A 14012-nucleotide genomic window follows, 5' to 3' on the forward strand; every position below is an offset into this window, starting at 1 on the left:
CGACGGCTGTGGCGGGTGGTTGAAGTCGGCGACGGCCAGGTCAGCGGGGTGGCGGCCGGGCAGCTGTTCGCGGCGTCGGCCGCCGCCGTGCCGCGCCGGTGACCCCGCGGACGGGGCCGCATCGGTGACGCCGGGTCAGCTGTTGCTCTCAGCAGCCGCAGTCGGCGTCGTCGAGCGGTGCGGTGAGCGGGTCGGCGGCGCGACGCCCGCTTCCCTCCCAGGTCTCGTAGGCGAACCCCTCGCGCGCCCAGTACTCGAAGCCGCCGAGCATCTCCTTGACCTGGTAGCCGAGTTGAGCGAGGGCCAGGGCCGCACGGGTGGCGCCGTTGCAGCCGGGCCCCCAGCAGTACGTGACCACGGGCACGGCCGGGTCGAGCAGCGCCGCCGCCTGCTCGGGGATCAGGGCGGTGGGCAGATGCACCGCCCCGGGAATGTGCCCCTGGTCCCAGGACGCGGTGGAACGGCTGTCCACGACGACGAACCCGGGGTCGCCGTCGGCGGCGAGTGCGGAGGCGACATCGGAGACGTCGGCGTGGAAGGCGAGCGAGGCGGCGAAGTGGGCGGCCGCGGCGGCGGGCGAAGCGGGCGCGACGCGCAGCACGGGATTGTCGGCCGGAGTCGTGGGTGCGGGGGCGGGCGCGGGAGCGGGCTGAGAGTTCATGACCATGAATTTACGGTCGCAGGCCGGGGTCCGGAAGTGGGATTTCCCGGCGCTCTTCTTGATCTGCCGGGGATTTCCCTGTTCTATCCGACCCATGACCGACTATTCCCCGGACGCCACCGACTGGCGCATCCTCGACGTCCTTCAGCGCGACGGACGGGCGACGTTCGCCGAGCTCGCCCGTGCCGTCGCCATGTCCCCGAGCGCCGTGACCGAGCGGGTGCGGCGGTTGGAGGAGCTGGGGGTGATCAGCGGGTACGCGGCCGTGGTGGACGCCGAACGGCTGGGGCTGCCGATCCTCGCCCTTGTACGGCTGCGGTACCCGAACGGCAACTACAAGCCGTTCCACGACCTCCTGGAGACCACGCCGGAGATCATCGAGGCCCACCACGTCACCGGTGACGACTGTTTCGTCCTCAAGGTGACGGCCCGCTCGATGAAGCATCTGGAGGAGACCACCGGCCGGATCGGCGCCCTGGGCTCCGTCACGACGAGCATCGTCTACTCCTCGCCGCTCCCCCGTCGCGCGATCGGACGCTGAACGGGCGTTCGCCCGGCAGGGTCACAGGCGATGGCGCACCGAGGAGCCCTGCCGCTCCTTGACCACTTCGAGGCGGACCGGGATACGGCGGCGCAGGTCGGCCACGTGGCTGACGATGCCCACACTGCGGTCCCGCTCCCGCAGCGAGTCCAGCACGTCGAGCACCTCGTCCAGGGTCTGGTCGTCGAGGCTGCCGAAGCCCTCGTCGATGAAGAGGGTGTCCAGGCGTACGCCGCCCGCCTCCTCGGTCACCACGTCGGCGAGGCCGAGCGCGAGGGCGAGAGAGGCGAAGAACGTCTCGCCGCCGGACAGGGTCGCGGTGTCCCGTTCGCTGCCGGTCCAGGCGTCCACCACATGCAGCCCGAGCCCCGCCCTGCGGCCGCCGGTGCGGGCGTCGGAGTGGACGAGGGTGTAGCGGCCGGAGGACATCCGCCGAAGGCGCGCGGTGGCGGCCGCCGCCACCTGCTCCAGGCGGGCGGCCAGGACGTAGGCCTCCAGGCGCATCTTGCGTTCGTTGTCGGCGGAGGTGCCCGCGGCCAGGCCCGCGAGCCGGGCGACGCGCTCGTACTCCTGGCGCACCGGGCCCAGCCGCCGGACCTCGTCGGCGGCCAGCGACGAGAGGCGGGACAGCTCGGCGCAGCGCTCCCGGGCGGCGGCGAGTGCGGAGGCGGCCTCCCGCAGCAGCCGTTCCGCCGTGTCGAACGCGCCCTGTGCGGCGGCGGGTCGGGCAGGGGGACGCTCCGCCGCGGCGCGGGCGTCCTGCTCGGCGCGGCGGTCCGCGACCGCGGCGGCCTCGGACTGCCAGGCGTCGATGCGGTGTTGGAGGTCGCGTTGGGCGGCGGCGTCGAGGAGGGTCGCCGCGGCGTCCTGCGGGGTGTCGAAGCCCGCGCGGAACGCCGCGTCGGACAGCCGGTCGTCCGCTTCCTTGCGCCGCTGGGCCGCTTCCTGTTCAGCGCGTACGGCCTCGGCGGCGTCCGCGAGCAACGCGACCCGGCGGGTGAGGCGGTCCGCGTACTCGGCTACCGAGCCGGACTCTGCCCGGGCTACGGCGAGTTCGCCCTCCAGCCCCGCCTGTTCGCGGTCGAGCGCCTCGCGCCGCGAGGTGCGGGCGGCGGCCCTGCGCTCGGCCTGCTGGCGGAGTTCGAGCCGCCCGAGGTGCTCGCGCTCGGCCGCGTCGAGAGCCTCGTGCGCGGCGTGGGTCCCGGCGGCGAGGCGGTGGGCCTCGGCGTGCTCCTCGGTCAACCGGTCGACGATCTGGCGGAGTTCGGCGACGGACGGGCCGGCGTCGGCGTCGGCCGGGAGGCCGGCGGGCTCCGCCGCCTGCGCGGGGACCGGGCCGGCGGGGAGGCGCGCGGTCGACTCCGCCCGCGCGGCGTGCTCGTCGGCGGCAGGGTACGCAGCCGCCCCGTCCCCTGCCGTCACCGAAGGCTCCGCCTCGCGGGCCTCGGCGTGGGCTGCCGCGTGGCGTTCGCGGATGAGGCCGAGGGCCTGCTCCGCGCGGGCGCGGGCCTCCTCGGCGCGCCGGTGGGCGGTGAGGGCGGCCTCCTCGGTGGCCCGGTCGACATGGCCATCGCCCTCGGTGGCGGGCGCCGGATGGTCGGCGGAGCCGCAGACGGTGCAGGGCGCGCCGTCGACGAGCCCCGCGGCCAGCTCCGCCGCGATGTCGCGCAGCCGCCGCTCCCGCAGCCCGAGCCAGGTCTCGTGGGCGTCGAGGGCGCGTTCCCAGGCCTCGGACAGGGCGTGCCGGGCGGTCTCCTCCTCGACGGCCAGGGCGTCGCGGCGGAGGGCCGCGTCCAGTCGGCGGCGGGCCGGGCCGAGGCGTCCGGCGATCTGTTCGGCGCGGGTCGCGGCCTCCTGGGCCGCCGCGACGCGCTCCCGGAGCCGGGTGTGGACGGCGTCCCAGTCGGCCAGCCACGCGTCCGCGTCGCGGACGGTCGCGTCGTCGGCCCGGGCCTCCCGCTCCAGCAGGTCCCGTTCCTCGTCGATCTCGGTGCTGCGCCGCTCGGCCCGGCGGGCGGACTCCAGGCCGCCCAGCTCCTGCCGGAACCGACGCTCCAGCTCGGTGAGTTGTTCGGCGCCCGCGTCGACGAGGTCGGGCGACAGCCGCGCCCTGGCCGTGCCGAGGACGTCGCTCGCCGTCCGGTGGGCGCGCTCGGCCTCCTCGCGCAGCTCCAGCGCGGGGGCGACCCGCTCGGCCTTGCGGGCGCGCTCCAACTGCTGCTGGCAGCGGTCGTGTTCGGGGCGGCTTTCCTCCAGCGCCGCGGCCCGCGCCCGGGTCTCCTCGTACCGCTGCTGGAGGCGGGCCAGTTCGCGTTCGGCGTCCAGGGCGTGGCGGGCGGCGGTCTGCCGCCCCTCCGCATCGGCGAGCACGCGGTGGGCGATGTCGAGGTGCTCGCGGGCGGCGCTGCGGGCGAGGGCGGCCCATTCCAGGGCGGCGTCGGCGAGGCCGGGTTCGCCGGGCCGGGCCGCGGGCGGCGCGGCCTCGGTCCCGGCGGGTCCGGCGGCCTGGGCGATGCGCTGGAGGAGGGCGAGGATCTTCTCGTCGCCCGCGGTCACCCTGGCCTCGGCGCCCCGGCGCAGTTCGGCGAGCCGCTCCTCGACGGCGGCGAAGCGGCGGGTGTCGAAGAGCCGGCCGAGGAGCTTGCCGCGGGCCTCGGCGTCGGCACGCAGGAAACGGGCGAAGTCGCCCTGCGGCAACAGCACGACCTGGCAGAACTGGTCCCGGCTCATGCCGATGAGCTGGGTCAGCTCCTCGCCGATCTCCTGGTGCGACTTGCTGAGGGCCTGCCAGCCGCGCTCGGGGTCGTGTTCGCGCAGCCTGCTCTGCGCCTTCTCCAGGGTGAAGCCGTCGCCCCGCTTCTTGGGGCGGGGCTGGGCGGGGCTGCGGGTGACTTCGAGGCGTCGGCCTCCGACGGTCAGTTCCAGCTGGACCTCGGTGGGCAGGTCCACGGGCGCGTGGTCGCTGCGCAGGGAGGCCCCGGGGCTCTGGCGGGCACCGGGGACAGCTCCGTACAGGGCGTAGCAGACGGCGTCCAGGACGGAGGTCTTCCCGGCGCCGGTGGGGCCGTGGAGGAGGAACAGTCCGCCCGAGGAGAGGGTGTCGAAGTCGACTTCCTGGGTGGCGCCGAACGGGCCGAAGGCGGTGAGGGTGAGGCGGTGCAGTCTCAACGGGACACCTCGCGCACGCTCTCGTCCACCCGTACGTCGTCGAACGCGGCGCGCAGGACGGTGCGTTCGAGGTCACTGGGTCCGCTGCCGCCGCGCACATGGGCGACGAAGTCCTCGGCGATCTGGTGGTCGTCGCGGCCCTTGAGCCGTTGGGCGTAGGAGGCGAGGGGGTCCTCGGGGGCCCGCTCGGGATCGAAGACGAGGCTGAGGGTGTGCGGGAAGCGCCGGGCGAGGCGGGCCATGGGGTCGGCGGGGCGGACCGGGTCGGTGAGGGTCGCCTCGACCCAGGCGTGCTCGTGGCGGTCCAGGCCCGGATCCTCCAGGAGGGTGTCGAGGCGGCCGCGGAGCCGGGCGAGGGGACGTTCGACCGGGCAGTCGATCCGTTCCTCGGCGGCGATGTTCCCGTCGCCGTCGAGGTCGATCAGCCACATGGTCTTGCGGTGGCCGTCCTCGGAGAAGGAGTAGGCGAGCGGGGAGCCGGAGTAGCGGACGCGTTCGGTGACCCGCTGGCTGCCGTGGAGGTGGCCGAGGGCGACGTAGTCGACGCCGTCGAAGACTCCGGCCGGGACGGCGGCGACCCCGCCGACGGTGATGTCGCGTTCGCTGTCGCTGGGCTCCCCACCCGCCACGAAGGCATGGGCGAGGACGACGGAGCGGGTGCCTGCGGGCCGGGCGGCGAGGTCGGCGCGTACCCGGTCCATGGCGGCGGTGAGGACCGCCTCGTGACCGGCCTTGGGGGCACGCAGGGCGTCCTTGACCAGGGCCGGTTCCAGGTAGGGCAGCCCGTAGAGGGCGACGTCCCCGTGGTCGTCGGTGAGGACTACGGGGGTGGCGCAGCCCTCGGGGTCGGTCCGCAGGTGGATTCCGGCCCGCTCGAAGAGTCCGGCGCCGACGCCGAGGCGGCGGGCCGAGTCGTGGTTGCCGGAGATCATGACGGTGGGGACGCCGGCGGCGGCGAGCCGGTGCAGCGCACGGTCGAACAGTTCGACGGCGCTGAGCGGCGGGACGGCCCGGTCGTAGACGTCGCCGGAGACGAGGACGGCGTCGACCTCGCGTTCCCGTACGGTCGCCACGAGATGGTCGAGATAGGCGGCCTGGGCCTCCAGCAGGGAGACGCGGTGGAAGGACCGGCCCAGGTGCCAGTCCGAGGTGTGCAGAAGCCTCACGCCACCACCCCGCCGATCCGGGCCCGCATCGCCGTCACTCCGCCGGTACCGGCCCGCATCGTCCTCGTCCTCCACCCCGTGGGTCGCACGCCGCCGGTCCGCGGTCGCGCCGTCGGCAACGACCACGCTAACGCCGCCGGGTCGCCGAACCCGCATCGATCATGATTTTCGCGCCCAGCTCCAGGGTCACACCCCGGTCACACGTCCCCGTACGCCTCGCCGCCCAGCTCCAGTCCGGCGGTCCCGGCGGTCGCGTCGGCCAGCCAGGCGGTGAACGCCGCCACATCGGCGTCCGGCAGCCCGATCTCGATGGTGACGGCCTCCGCGTACCGCACCTGGCGGACGTCCCGGCCGGTGGCCCGAAGATCGTTCTCCAGCTTGCCCGCCCGCTGGTGGTCGACGCGGACCGTGGCGAGCCGGAAGCGCTGCCGGGTGATGGTGCCGAGCGCGTCGAGGGCCTCGCCGACCACTCCCCCGTACGCCCGGATCAGCCCGCCCGCGCCGAGTTTGACGCCGCCGTAGTAGCGGGTGACGACCGCCGCGACGTACCGCATCTCCCGCCGCATGAGCATCTGGAGCATCGGGACGCCCGCCGTTCCGCCGGGTTCACCGTCGTCACTGGCCTTCTGTACGGCGGCGTCGGCGCCGATCACGTACGCGAAGCAGTTGTGGGTGGCGGTGGGGTGCTCCTTGCGGACGCGGGCGACGAAGTCCTGCGCCTCCTGCTCGGTGGCGGCGGGGGCGAGGGAGCAGAGGAAACGCGATCGGTTGATCTCGCTCTCGTGCACACCCGCGCGGGCGACGGTCCGGTACTGCTCCTGCATCCGCCCACCCTATGTCCCGTCGCGCGGGCAGCTCCCGGCACTCCCGTCGGGAATGGCGGACGGGGGCCGCCGGTTGTCCCGGCATGCACGCAGACACAGACGCACGCCAAGAGGCGGAGACGATCCGGCGGATTCTTCAGGACACCGGCGACACCTGGGCGGTGGTGGGCCTGTCCGACAACCCCTCCCGGGCGGCCTACGGGGTGGCTCAGGTGCTCCAGCGGTTCGGGAAGCGGGTGGTGCCGGTGCACCCGAAGGCCGAGGCGGTGCACGGGGAGCAGGGCTACGCCTCGCTGGCGGACATTCCTTTCCCCGTCGACGTGGTCGACGTGTTCGTCAACAGCGAGCTGGCGGGCGCGGTCGCCGACGAGGCGGTGGCGGCGGGCGCGAAGGCGGTGTGGTTCCAGCTCGGGGTGGTGGACCGGGCCGCGTACGGGCGGACGCGGGCGGCGGGCCTGGACATGGTCATGGACCGGTGCCCGGCGATCGAGATCCCGAAGCTGCCGGAGCATGTCTGAGGGTGTGGCGCCCGTCCCACGGCGGGAAGGATTCCCGCCGTGGACCACACCCTCCTTCACGACGCGCTCGACGGGGCCCTGACGGCGTCGGCCCTCACCGCGCTGGGGGTGCGCCCCGGAGACGTCCTGCTGGTGCACGCCTCGCTGCGGGCGGTGGGCCCGGGCGCGGGCGGGGCCGACGGGGTGCTGGACGCGGTACGCCGGGCGGTGGGGCCGGAGGGCACGGTGGTGGTCCCGGCCTTCACTCCGGAGAACTCGGACACCTCGCCGCACTACCGCGAGCGGGTCCGGGGGCTGGGCGACGAGGCGCGCGAGGCGGTGCGGGCGTCGATGCCCCCGTTCGACCCGGCGCTGACACCCGCGCCGTCGATGGGCGCGCTGGCCGAGACCGTGCGGACGGCGGCGGGCGCCGGGCGCAGCGCCCATCCGCAGACCTCGTTCGCCGCGCTCGGCCCCGGTGCGGCAGGTCTCCTCAGCGGCCACCGGGCCGACTGCCATCTGGGGGAGGATTCGCCGCTCGCCCGGCTGTACGAGGCGGACGCCCGGATTCTGCTGCTCGGCACCGGCTACGCCACCTGTACGGCCTTCCACCTGGGCGAATACCGCATGCCGGGTCCGCCGCGCCGCCGCTACCGCTGTGTGGTGGCGCCCGCGGGTGTGCGCCAGTGGTGGGAGTACGAGGACGTCGCCCTGGACGACAGCGACTTCGCGGCCCTGGGTGCGGCGTTCGAGGAGGCCGCCGCCGACGGTGACGTACGGACGGCCCGGCTGGGGGCGGCCGCCTGCCGGCTCGTCGGGCTGCGGGCGGCGGTCGACTTCGCCACGGGCTGGCTCACGGAGCACCGGTCGGCGACGGCCGGCTGAGGCCGTCCACCGGGCGGACACCGCCGACCGCCCCGGGCTTCTCAGCGGGCGGGCGGGATGGCGACGGCCAGGGTGAACACGGTCGGCTCGACGCCCTCGTTGCGGTAGCCGTGGGACACGTGCGCCTGGAACGTGGCGGAGGTGCCCGCGGGGACGGGGTAGCTCCGGTCCTCGACGACGAGGGTCAGTTCGCCCTCGGTCACATGGAGCAGTTCGACGGTCCCCTCGGGGTGCGGGTCGGAGGTGCTGCCCTCGCCGGGCATCAGCCGCCAGGCCCACAGTTCGAGCGGGCCCCGGGCCTCGGTCCCGACGACCAGCGTCGTGGAGCTGCCCGCTTCGGTGGACCACATACGGACGGCCTGGCTCCGCGGCACCAGCCGGACCTGGGCGTCCTGCTCCTGGTCGAGGAGAGTGGTGATGCTGACCCCGAGGGCGTCGGCCAGCTTGACCGTCGTACCGACGCTGGGGTTCGTGCGGGCCTGCTCGATCTGGATGATCATGCCACGGCTGACTCCGGCGCGGGCCGCGAGGACGTCGAGGGTGAAGCCGCGCTCCCCCCGCCAGCGCTTGAGGTTGCGGGCGAGCGACCGGGTGAGCTGATCGAGGTCGGACACGTTCCGTCCCTGCGGTGGATGGCGGAGTGTGAAGGGGCCAGGCGTGGGCGGCACAGTCGCGTACAGCGCATGCCGGGGTCAAGAATATTGCACTGCCCCGCGCGGCACTGCCCCGCATGGCACGGCCCTGCGGCGTATGTCCCCGATCACGGGCTGGTGGTGTCCCCCGCCCCGCCCGGCTCGGTGAGGGCGAGGAGCTGCTCGGGCGTGACGCCTTCCGGGATGGGCACGGGTGCGGGCGTGCGCAGGGGCGGCTGCCAGCCGGTCTCCGGGTCCCAGCTGCGCACGACGCGGGCCGGGGCGCCCGCGACCACCGCGTGGTCGGGGACCTCGCCCCTGACGACCGCGCCCGCCGCGACCACCACGTTCCGGCCGAGTCTGGCTCCGGGCAGGATCACGGCGCCGGTGCCGATCCAGCAGCCGGGGCCGATCGCCACGGGCTCCATCCGGGGCCACTGCTTGCCCACGGGCTCGTGCGGGTCGTCGTAGCTGTGGTTCGTCGAGGTGATGTAGACGTACGGACCGCAGTACGTGTCGGAGCCGATCGACACGGTCGTGTCCGCGATGACGTGGCTGCCGCGCCCCAGCACGACGCCGTCGCCCAGCGTGAGGATGGGGTCGGGCCCCAGGTCCAGGTCGGGCATCATCCCGGCCGTGAGGGTCACCTGCTCGCCGATGACGCAGTGCGCGCCGAGCTCGATCCACGGCTCCCCGAAGACGGTTCCCTGCGGGAAGGCGAGCCGGGTGCCGTCGCCGATCGCACCGAACCGCAGCCGCCCGGGGTGTTCCGCGGTGACCGCGCCCGCCTCCTGCACCCACGCCCAGCCCCGGTGCACCGCGCGAGAGGCGGCACGGCGCGGCCAGCGGACGAGGAAGGAGAACGTGTTTCGGTTCTTCGGCACGCGCTCACGGTAGTCGTAGGCGCGGGTGGCGATCCGCGCGGTGACCTGTGATGTTCGCCCCACTGCTCGGCGCACGCCGGGAACCGTCACCTACCGTGTGAGTCGGCCCGATCCGGCGGAGAGGGCCCCAGGAGCACCACACCGGCGCGAGGGAGCAGGCGATGGCGGAGCAGGCGTTGATCACGGGCATGGGCGGCAAGGAGCCGGACATCGCCGTGGACGCGTTCGTGGCCCCGACGTCCGTGGTCATCGGCGAGGTGACGCTCGCCCCGGGCTCCAGCGTCTGGTACCAGGCCGTGCTGCGCGCCGACTGCGGCCCCATCACGCTCGGCCCCGACAGCAACATCCAGGACAACTGCAGCGTGCACACCGACCCCGGGTTCCCGCTGACCGTGGGCGCGCGGGTGTCGGTCGGCCACAACGCGGTGCTGCACGGCTGTGTGATCGAGGACGACGTGCTGGTCGGGATGGGCGCCACGGTGCTCAACGGTGCGCACATCGGCGCGGGCTCGCTGATCGCGGCGCAGGCCCTCGTTCCGCAGGGGATGCGGGTCCCGCCGGGGTCGCTCGTCGCGGGGGTGCCCGCCAAGGTCAAGCGGCCCCTGACGGAGGAGGAGCGGGAGGGCATCCGCTTCAACGCCGCCGGGTACGTGGAGCTGGCCAAGGCCCACCGCCAGGCGCACGAGGCCTGAGGCCGCGCGCCGGGACACTCCGGTCCGGTCCGGAGCGGGCTGGGACACACCGGGGCGTGCCGGAACGTGCCGGGCCGTGAACGCGTGAACGGCGTACGGCCCGGGGCCGTACGCCGTTCGTCCGCCGCCTACGCCGTTCGTCAGCCGTCGGCGCGCTGTCTCAGCTGTTGGGGCGCAGGGTCCACACCACGGTCATCTCTCCGGTGACCGCGCCGTCGGCACGCGTGATCTCGATGGCGACGGGGAACTCGGGGCGCTCCCCGGCGTCGAGTTCGGCGACGACGTCGGCGATCGGGCGGCCGAGGGTGGCCGTCGCGGTGACCTCGCCCATGGCGAGCTTCTTGTAGCCGATCTCCGCCTTCACGGCGAGCGGCACCGCCCGCGACATCTGGTCGCCGAAGGCGGCGATGACGATGGCACCGCTGGCGGACTCGGCGAGCGTGAACATCGCTCCGGCGTGCGGTCCGCCGACGTGGTTGTGGTAGTCCGACTGGTCCGGCAGCCGGACGACGGCACGCTCCGGGGTCGACTCCAGGAATTCGAGGTTGAGGGTCCGGGCCATCGGAACCGTCGCGACGAGCATCTCGCCGACGGTCATCTGTTCAGCGCTCATGGACCGAAGGTTACTCACGAGTAGTCAGGTTTGGCCATCCCCCCGTGACAGCACCGGAACAGCACTGGGACAGGGGCGGCCGTAGCAGTGGACACGCAGCCCCTCTATGGTTACTGGCCATGTGGCCAGGACAACAGCCGCCCGGGGGCGAGCAGAACCCGCAGGACCAGCACCAGAACCCGTACCAGCAGCCGGGGTACCAGCAGCCGAATCCCTATCAGCAACCGGGGTATCCGCCGCAGGGCCAGCCGGGGCGGCCCGGGGAGCCGGGGTACGGATACCCGCAGGGGCAGCCCGGCGCGCAGCCGGGGTACCCGCAGCCCAATCCGTACCAGCAGCCGACCATGGCGCAGTACGCGGTCCCGGGTACACCCGGCGGGCCGAAGCCCGGCGACGACAAGAAGAAGACGACGATCGTGGCGATCGTCGCGGCGCTCGCGGTGGTGGCGGCCGCGGGCGTGACCGGTTTTCTGGTGTTCGGCAAGGACGACGAGGGCGGCAAGTCCGTCGCCGACGGCAAGAAGTCCGCGTCGCCGAGCGCGAAGCCCAGCGAATCGGACACCGGTGCCGCGCCGACGGAGAACCCGCGGGGCTCCGACGGGGACCCCAAGCCGCTCATCGCGGGCTGGAAGGTCGTCACCAACCCCAAGTGGGGCACGCAGTTCGACGTTCCCGGCGACTGGGAGGTCGCGGGCACGGGCGTGTTCTCCGGCTTCGAGGACGTCAAGGACCCCACCGGCCCGCCGGTCGTGGGCTTCTCCGCACCCGCCTTCTACAAGAGCAAGTGGTGCGTCGACGACTCCGACGGGGACGGCCGCGAGGAGAGCACCGGGCTGGCCGGCGTCGGCACGAAGGGCGCCCAGGGCGCCAAGAGCGCCGAGGAGGCCGCCCGGAACGAGGCCGCCAACTGGGTGTGGGGCGCCTACGCCCAGACGGACCCCAAGAGCAAGGTCAAGATCGGCAAGCCCGAGGCCTACACCACGAAGTCGGGTCTGTCGGGCAGTGTCGTGGAGGCCACCGCCCTGGAGCTGAGCAACAAGGAGAAGTGCGACACCGACGGGAAGTCGATCGCCTTCACCTTCAAGAACGCCAAGGACGAGTTCTCGACCTGGGTGCTCTACGCGAACGCGGGCGTCAAGGACGAGCTTCCGGACACGACCGTCCAGAAGATCCTGAGCACCGTTCGACTGGCCGGCACACCCACCGGCTGACCCGCGCCCTGCCGCCTCACGTCCCCGCCTCAGCCGACGCCGAAGGCCCCGTCCGGCGGCTCGGGCGAGGCGACCGCGTCCGCGTCGGCCACCGGGCGGGCCGCGCCCATGAACCGGGTCACCGCCTCGCCGTGGGTGACCCGGGCCGGGAAGGCGTCGGCGGCGCAGCGCCGGGTGAGCGGGGCCGCGTCGACCGGGGCGTGCGAGGCGAGCAGGACGACATTGCCGAAGCGCCGGCCGCGCAGCACCGCCGGTTCCCCGATCAGCGCCGCCTCCGGGAAAACGGCCGAGAAGTTGGCCAGTTGGGAGCGGAGGAAGGCGAACGGGGCGCTGTCGGCCAGGTTGGCCGCGTAGATGCCGTGCGGGCGCAGCGCCCGCCCGGCGGCGCGCGCGTACTCCACGGAGGTGAGGTGCGCGGGCACCCGGGAGCCGCCGAAGACGTCCGCGATCAGGAGGTCGGCACTGGCCGGGGCCGCCGCTTCCAGCCGGGCCCGGGCGTCGGCGGCGTGCACGGTGATCCCGCTGCCCTCGGGCAGCGGCAGGTGTTCCCCGACCAGCCGCAGGAGACCCCGGTCCGCCTCCACGACGTCCTGGCGCGAGCCGGGCCGGGTCGCGGCCACATAGCGCGGCAGGGTCAGCGCCCCGCCGCCGAGGTGCAGGACGACCAGCGGAGCGCCCGGCTCCGCCGCCACGTCCACGACGTGGGCGAGCCGCCGTACGTACTCGAACTCCAGGTGGGTGGGGTCGTCCAGGTCGACGTAGGACTGGGGCGCGTCGTCGACGGTGAGCAGCCAGGCCCGGTCGCGGTCGATGTCCGGCAGCAGCCGGGCGGTGCCGCAGTCGACGTCGCGGATGACGGGTATCGGCTCGTTCACCCCTCCATTGTCGCCGGTGCCGCCCGCCGCCCCTGAACTCGGGGGTGGCGGGCGGGCGGACCGCTAGAGCAGGCCGGTGACCGTGCCCGCGCCGACCGTGCGGCCGCCTTCGCGGATCGCGAAGCCGAGACCGGTCTCCAGCGGGACGTCACGGCCCAGCTCCACGGTCATCGTGACGGTGTCGCCGGGGCGCGCGACGGCCGCGTCGCCGAGGTCGACATCGCCGACGACGTCCGCCGTACGGATGTAGAACTGCGGCCGGTAGCCGGTGGCGACCGGGGTGGTCCGGCCGCCCTCCTTCGCCGAGAGCACATAGACCTGCGCGGTGAACCGGCGGCTCGGGCTCACGCTGCCGGGCGCGGCCACGACATGGCCGCGACGGACCCGGTCGCGCTCCACCCCGCGCAGCAGCAGCGCCACGTTGTCCCCGGCCTCGGCGGACTCCATCGGCTTGCCGAAGGTCTCCAGACCGGTGACGACCGTCTCCACTTCCGCGCCCAGCACCTCGACCCGGTCGCCGACACGGACGGTGCCGCGCTCGACGGCGCCGGTGACGACGGTGCCCCGGCCGGTGATGGTCAGGACGTTCTCGACGGACAGCAGGAACGGCGCGTCGGTGTAGCGCACCGGCATCGGCACGTACGTGTCGACGGCGTCCAGCAGCCCCTCGATCGCCGCCGTCCAGCGTGGGTCGCCCTCCAGCGCCTTCAGCCCGGAGACCCGGACCACGGGCACGGCGTCGCCGCCGTATCCGTGCGCGGAGAGCAGGTCGCGGACCTCCAGCTCGACCAGGTCGGTCAGCTCGGGGTCGCCCGCGTCGGCCTTGTTGAGGGCCACGACGATGTGGTCGACGCCGACCTGACGGGCCAGCAGGACGTGCTCGGCGGTCTGCGGCATGATCCCGTCGAGCGCGGAGACGACGAGGATCGCTCCGTCGAGCTGCGCCGCTCCCGTGACCATGTTCTTGATGTAGTCGGCGTGTCCGGGCATGTCGACGTGGGCGTAGTGGCGGGTGTCCGTCTCGTACTCGACGTGCGCGATGTTGATCGTGATGCCGCGCTGGGCCTCCTCGGGGGCCCGGTCGATCCGGTCGAAGGACACGTAGGAGGTGCCGCCGCCGCCGCGCTCGCTGAGGACCTTGGTGATGGCGGCGGTGAGGGTGGTCTTGCCGTGGTCGACGTGGCCCATGGTGCCGATGTTGAGGTGCGGCTTGGTGCGCACGTATGCCGTCTTGGGCATGGCTGGTCCTACCTTTCAAGAGTGGTTGCTCTGGTCATTCGTAAGATCGGAGGGCCCGGGGGCTCTGGGCATGGCTGGCATGGGGGAGACCTCTCGATGGCTTAAGGAACTTGGCCACCCGGAG

At 73.8% G+C, this 14012-nt stretch carries 14 protein-coding genes; 5 read left to right on the forward strand and 9 right to left on the reverse strand.

The genetic code is table 11. The features are described from left to right. Positions 1–148 precede the first annotated feature (148 nt). Entirely contained in the window at positions 149–661 is a 513-nt protein-coding gene (locus tag CIB93_RS29785) for a rhodanese-like domain-containing protein (protein WP_096631390.1), read from the reverse strand. A gap of 94 nt (positions 662–755) precedes the next feature. Between CIB93_RS29785 and CIB93_RS29790 the strand changes: the two genes are divergently transcribed. Continuing rightward, positions 756–1202 carry an Lrp/AsnC family transcriptional regulator gene (locus tag CIB93_RS29790; protein ID WP_030811699.1) on the forward strand — a complete coding sequence of 149 codons (447 nt, stop codon included), beginning with the start codon at positions 756–758 and terminating at the stop codon, positions 1200–1202. A gap of 21 nt (positions 1203–1223) precedes the next feature. Here CIB93_RS29790 and CIB93_RS29795 read toward each other — a convergent pair whose 3' ends face one another. The 3 genes from CIB93_RS29795 to CIB93_RS29805 all read right to left on the reverse strand — a co-directional run bounded on the left by CIB93_RS29795 (position 1224) and on the right by CIB93_RS29805 (position 6360). Then, positions 1224–4370: an AAA family ATPase gene (locus CIB93_RS29795; RefSeq protein WP_096631372.1), complete on the reverse strand. Its 3147-nt coding sequence runs from the start codon at positions 4368–4370 to the stop codon at positions 1224–1226. Next, positions 4367–5536 carry an exonuclease SbcCD subunit D gene (locus tag CIB93_RS29800; RefSeq protein WP_096631391.1) on the reverse strand — a complete coding sequence of 390 codons (1170 nt, stop codon included), beginning with the start codon at positions 5534–5536 and terminating at the stop codon, positions 4367–4369. Before CIB93_RS29800 ends, CIB93_RS29795 begins: the two co-directional genes overlap by 4 nt. Positions 5537–5733: 197 nt before the next feature. Next, positions 5734–6360, reverse strand: coding sequence for a YigZ family protein (locus CIB93_RS29805; protein WP_096631374.1), 627 nt, complete (start codon positions 6358–6360; stop codon positions 5734–5736). An 83-nt stretch (positions 6361–6443) separates the two neighbouring features. On the opposite strand from CIB93_RS29805, the gene CIB93_RS29810 reads away from it, so the two are divergent. Both CIB93_RS29810 and CIB93_RS29815 read left to right on the forward strand, forming a co-directional pair. Continuing rightward, the gene (locus CIB93_RS29810; protein WP_096631375.1) at positions 6444–6878 is read left to right on the forward strand and encodes a CoA-binding protein; all 435 of its coding nucleotides are present in this window, start codon (positions 6444–6446) and stop codon (positions 6876–6878) included. 39 nt (positions 6879–6917) lie between these two features. Further along, the gene (locus CIB93_RS29815; protein WP_096631377.1) at positions 6918–7742 is read left to right on the forward strand and encodes an aminoglycoside N(3)-acetyltransferase; all 825 of its coding nucleotides are present in this window, start codon (positions 6918–6920) and stop codon (positions 7740–7742) included. Between the two features lie 41 nt (positions 7743–7783). Here CIB93_RS29815 and CIB93_RS29820 read toward each other — a convergent pair whose 3' ends face one another. Both CIB93_RS29820 and CIB93_RS29825 read right to left on the reverse strand, forming a co-directional pair. After that, on the reverse strand, positions 7784–8356 hold the full coding sequence (locus CIB93_RS29820) for a helix-turn-helix domain-containing protein (protein WP_096631379.1): 573 nt from the start codon (positions 8354–8356) through the stop codon (positions 7784–7786). A 146-nt stretch (positions 8357–8502) separates the two neighbouring features. Beyond that, positions 8503–9258 (reverse strand): acyltransferase, encoded by a 756-nt coding sequence (locus CIB93_RS29825; protein ID WP_096631393.1) that lies wholly within the window; start codon positions 9256–9258, stop codon positions 8503–8505. 161 nt (positions 9259–9419) lie between these two features. On the opposite strand from CIB93_RS29825, the gene CIB93_RS29830 reads away from it, so the two are divergent. After that, positions 9420–9950 carry a gamma carbonic anhydrase family protein gene (locus CIB93_RS29830; protein WP_096631381.1) on the forward strand — a complete coding sequence of 177 codons (531 nt, stop codon included), beginning with the start codon at positions 9420–9422 and terminating at the stop codon, positions 9948–9950. A gap of 160 nt (positions 9951–10110) precedes the next feature. Here CIB93_RS29830 and CIB93_RS29835 read toward each other — a convergent pair whose 3' ends face one another. After that, positions 10111–10548, reverse strand: a complete 438-nt coding sequence (locus CIB93_RS29835) for a DUF4442 domain-containing protein (RefSeq protein WP_096631383.1) — start codon at positions 10546–10548, stop codon at positions 10111–10113. Positions 10549–10682: 134 nt separating this feature from the next. Between CIB93_RS29835 and CIB93_RS29840 the strand changes: the two genes are divergently transcribed. Next, a complete protein-coding gene (locus CIB93_RS29840) occupies positions 10683–11774 on the forward strand; it encodes a hypothetical protein (protein ID WP_096631384.1) in 1092 nt (363 codons plus the stop codon). 29 nt (positions 11775–11803) lie between these two features. On the opposite strand, the gene CIB93_RS29845 is transcribed toward CIB93_RS29840, so the two are convergent. Both CIB93_RS29845 and tuf read right to left on the reverse strand, forming a co-directional pair. Next, the gene (locus CIB93_RS29845; RefSeq protein WP_096631386.1) at positions 11804–12649 is read right to left on the reverse strand and encodes a spermidine synthase; all 846 of its coding nucleotides are present in this window, start codon (positions 12647–12649) and stop codon (positions 11804–11806) included. A 63-nt stretch (positions 12650–12712) separates the two neighbouring features. Next, positions 12713–13888: an elongation factor Tu gene (tuf, locus tag CIB93_RS29850; protein ID WP_096631388.1), complete on the reverse strand. Its 1176-nt coding sequence runs from the start codon at positions 13886–13888 to the stop codon at positions 12713–12715. Positions 13889–14012: the final 124 nt, after the last annotated feature.

This window comes from Streptomyces sp. WZ.A104 (assembly GCF_002382885.1).
Taxonomy (GTDB): Bacteria; Actinomycetota; Actinomycetes; order Streptomycetales; family Streptomycetaceae; genus Streptomyces.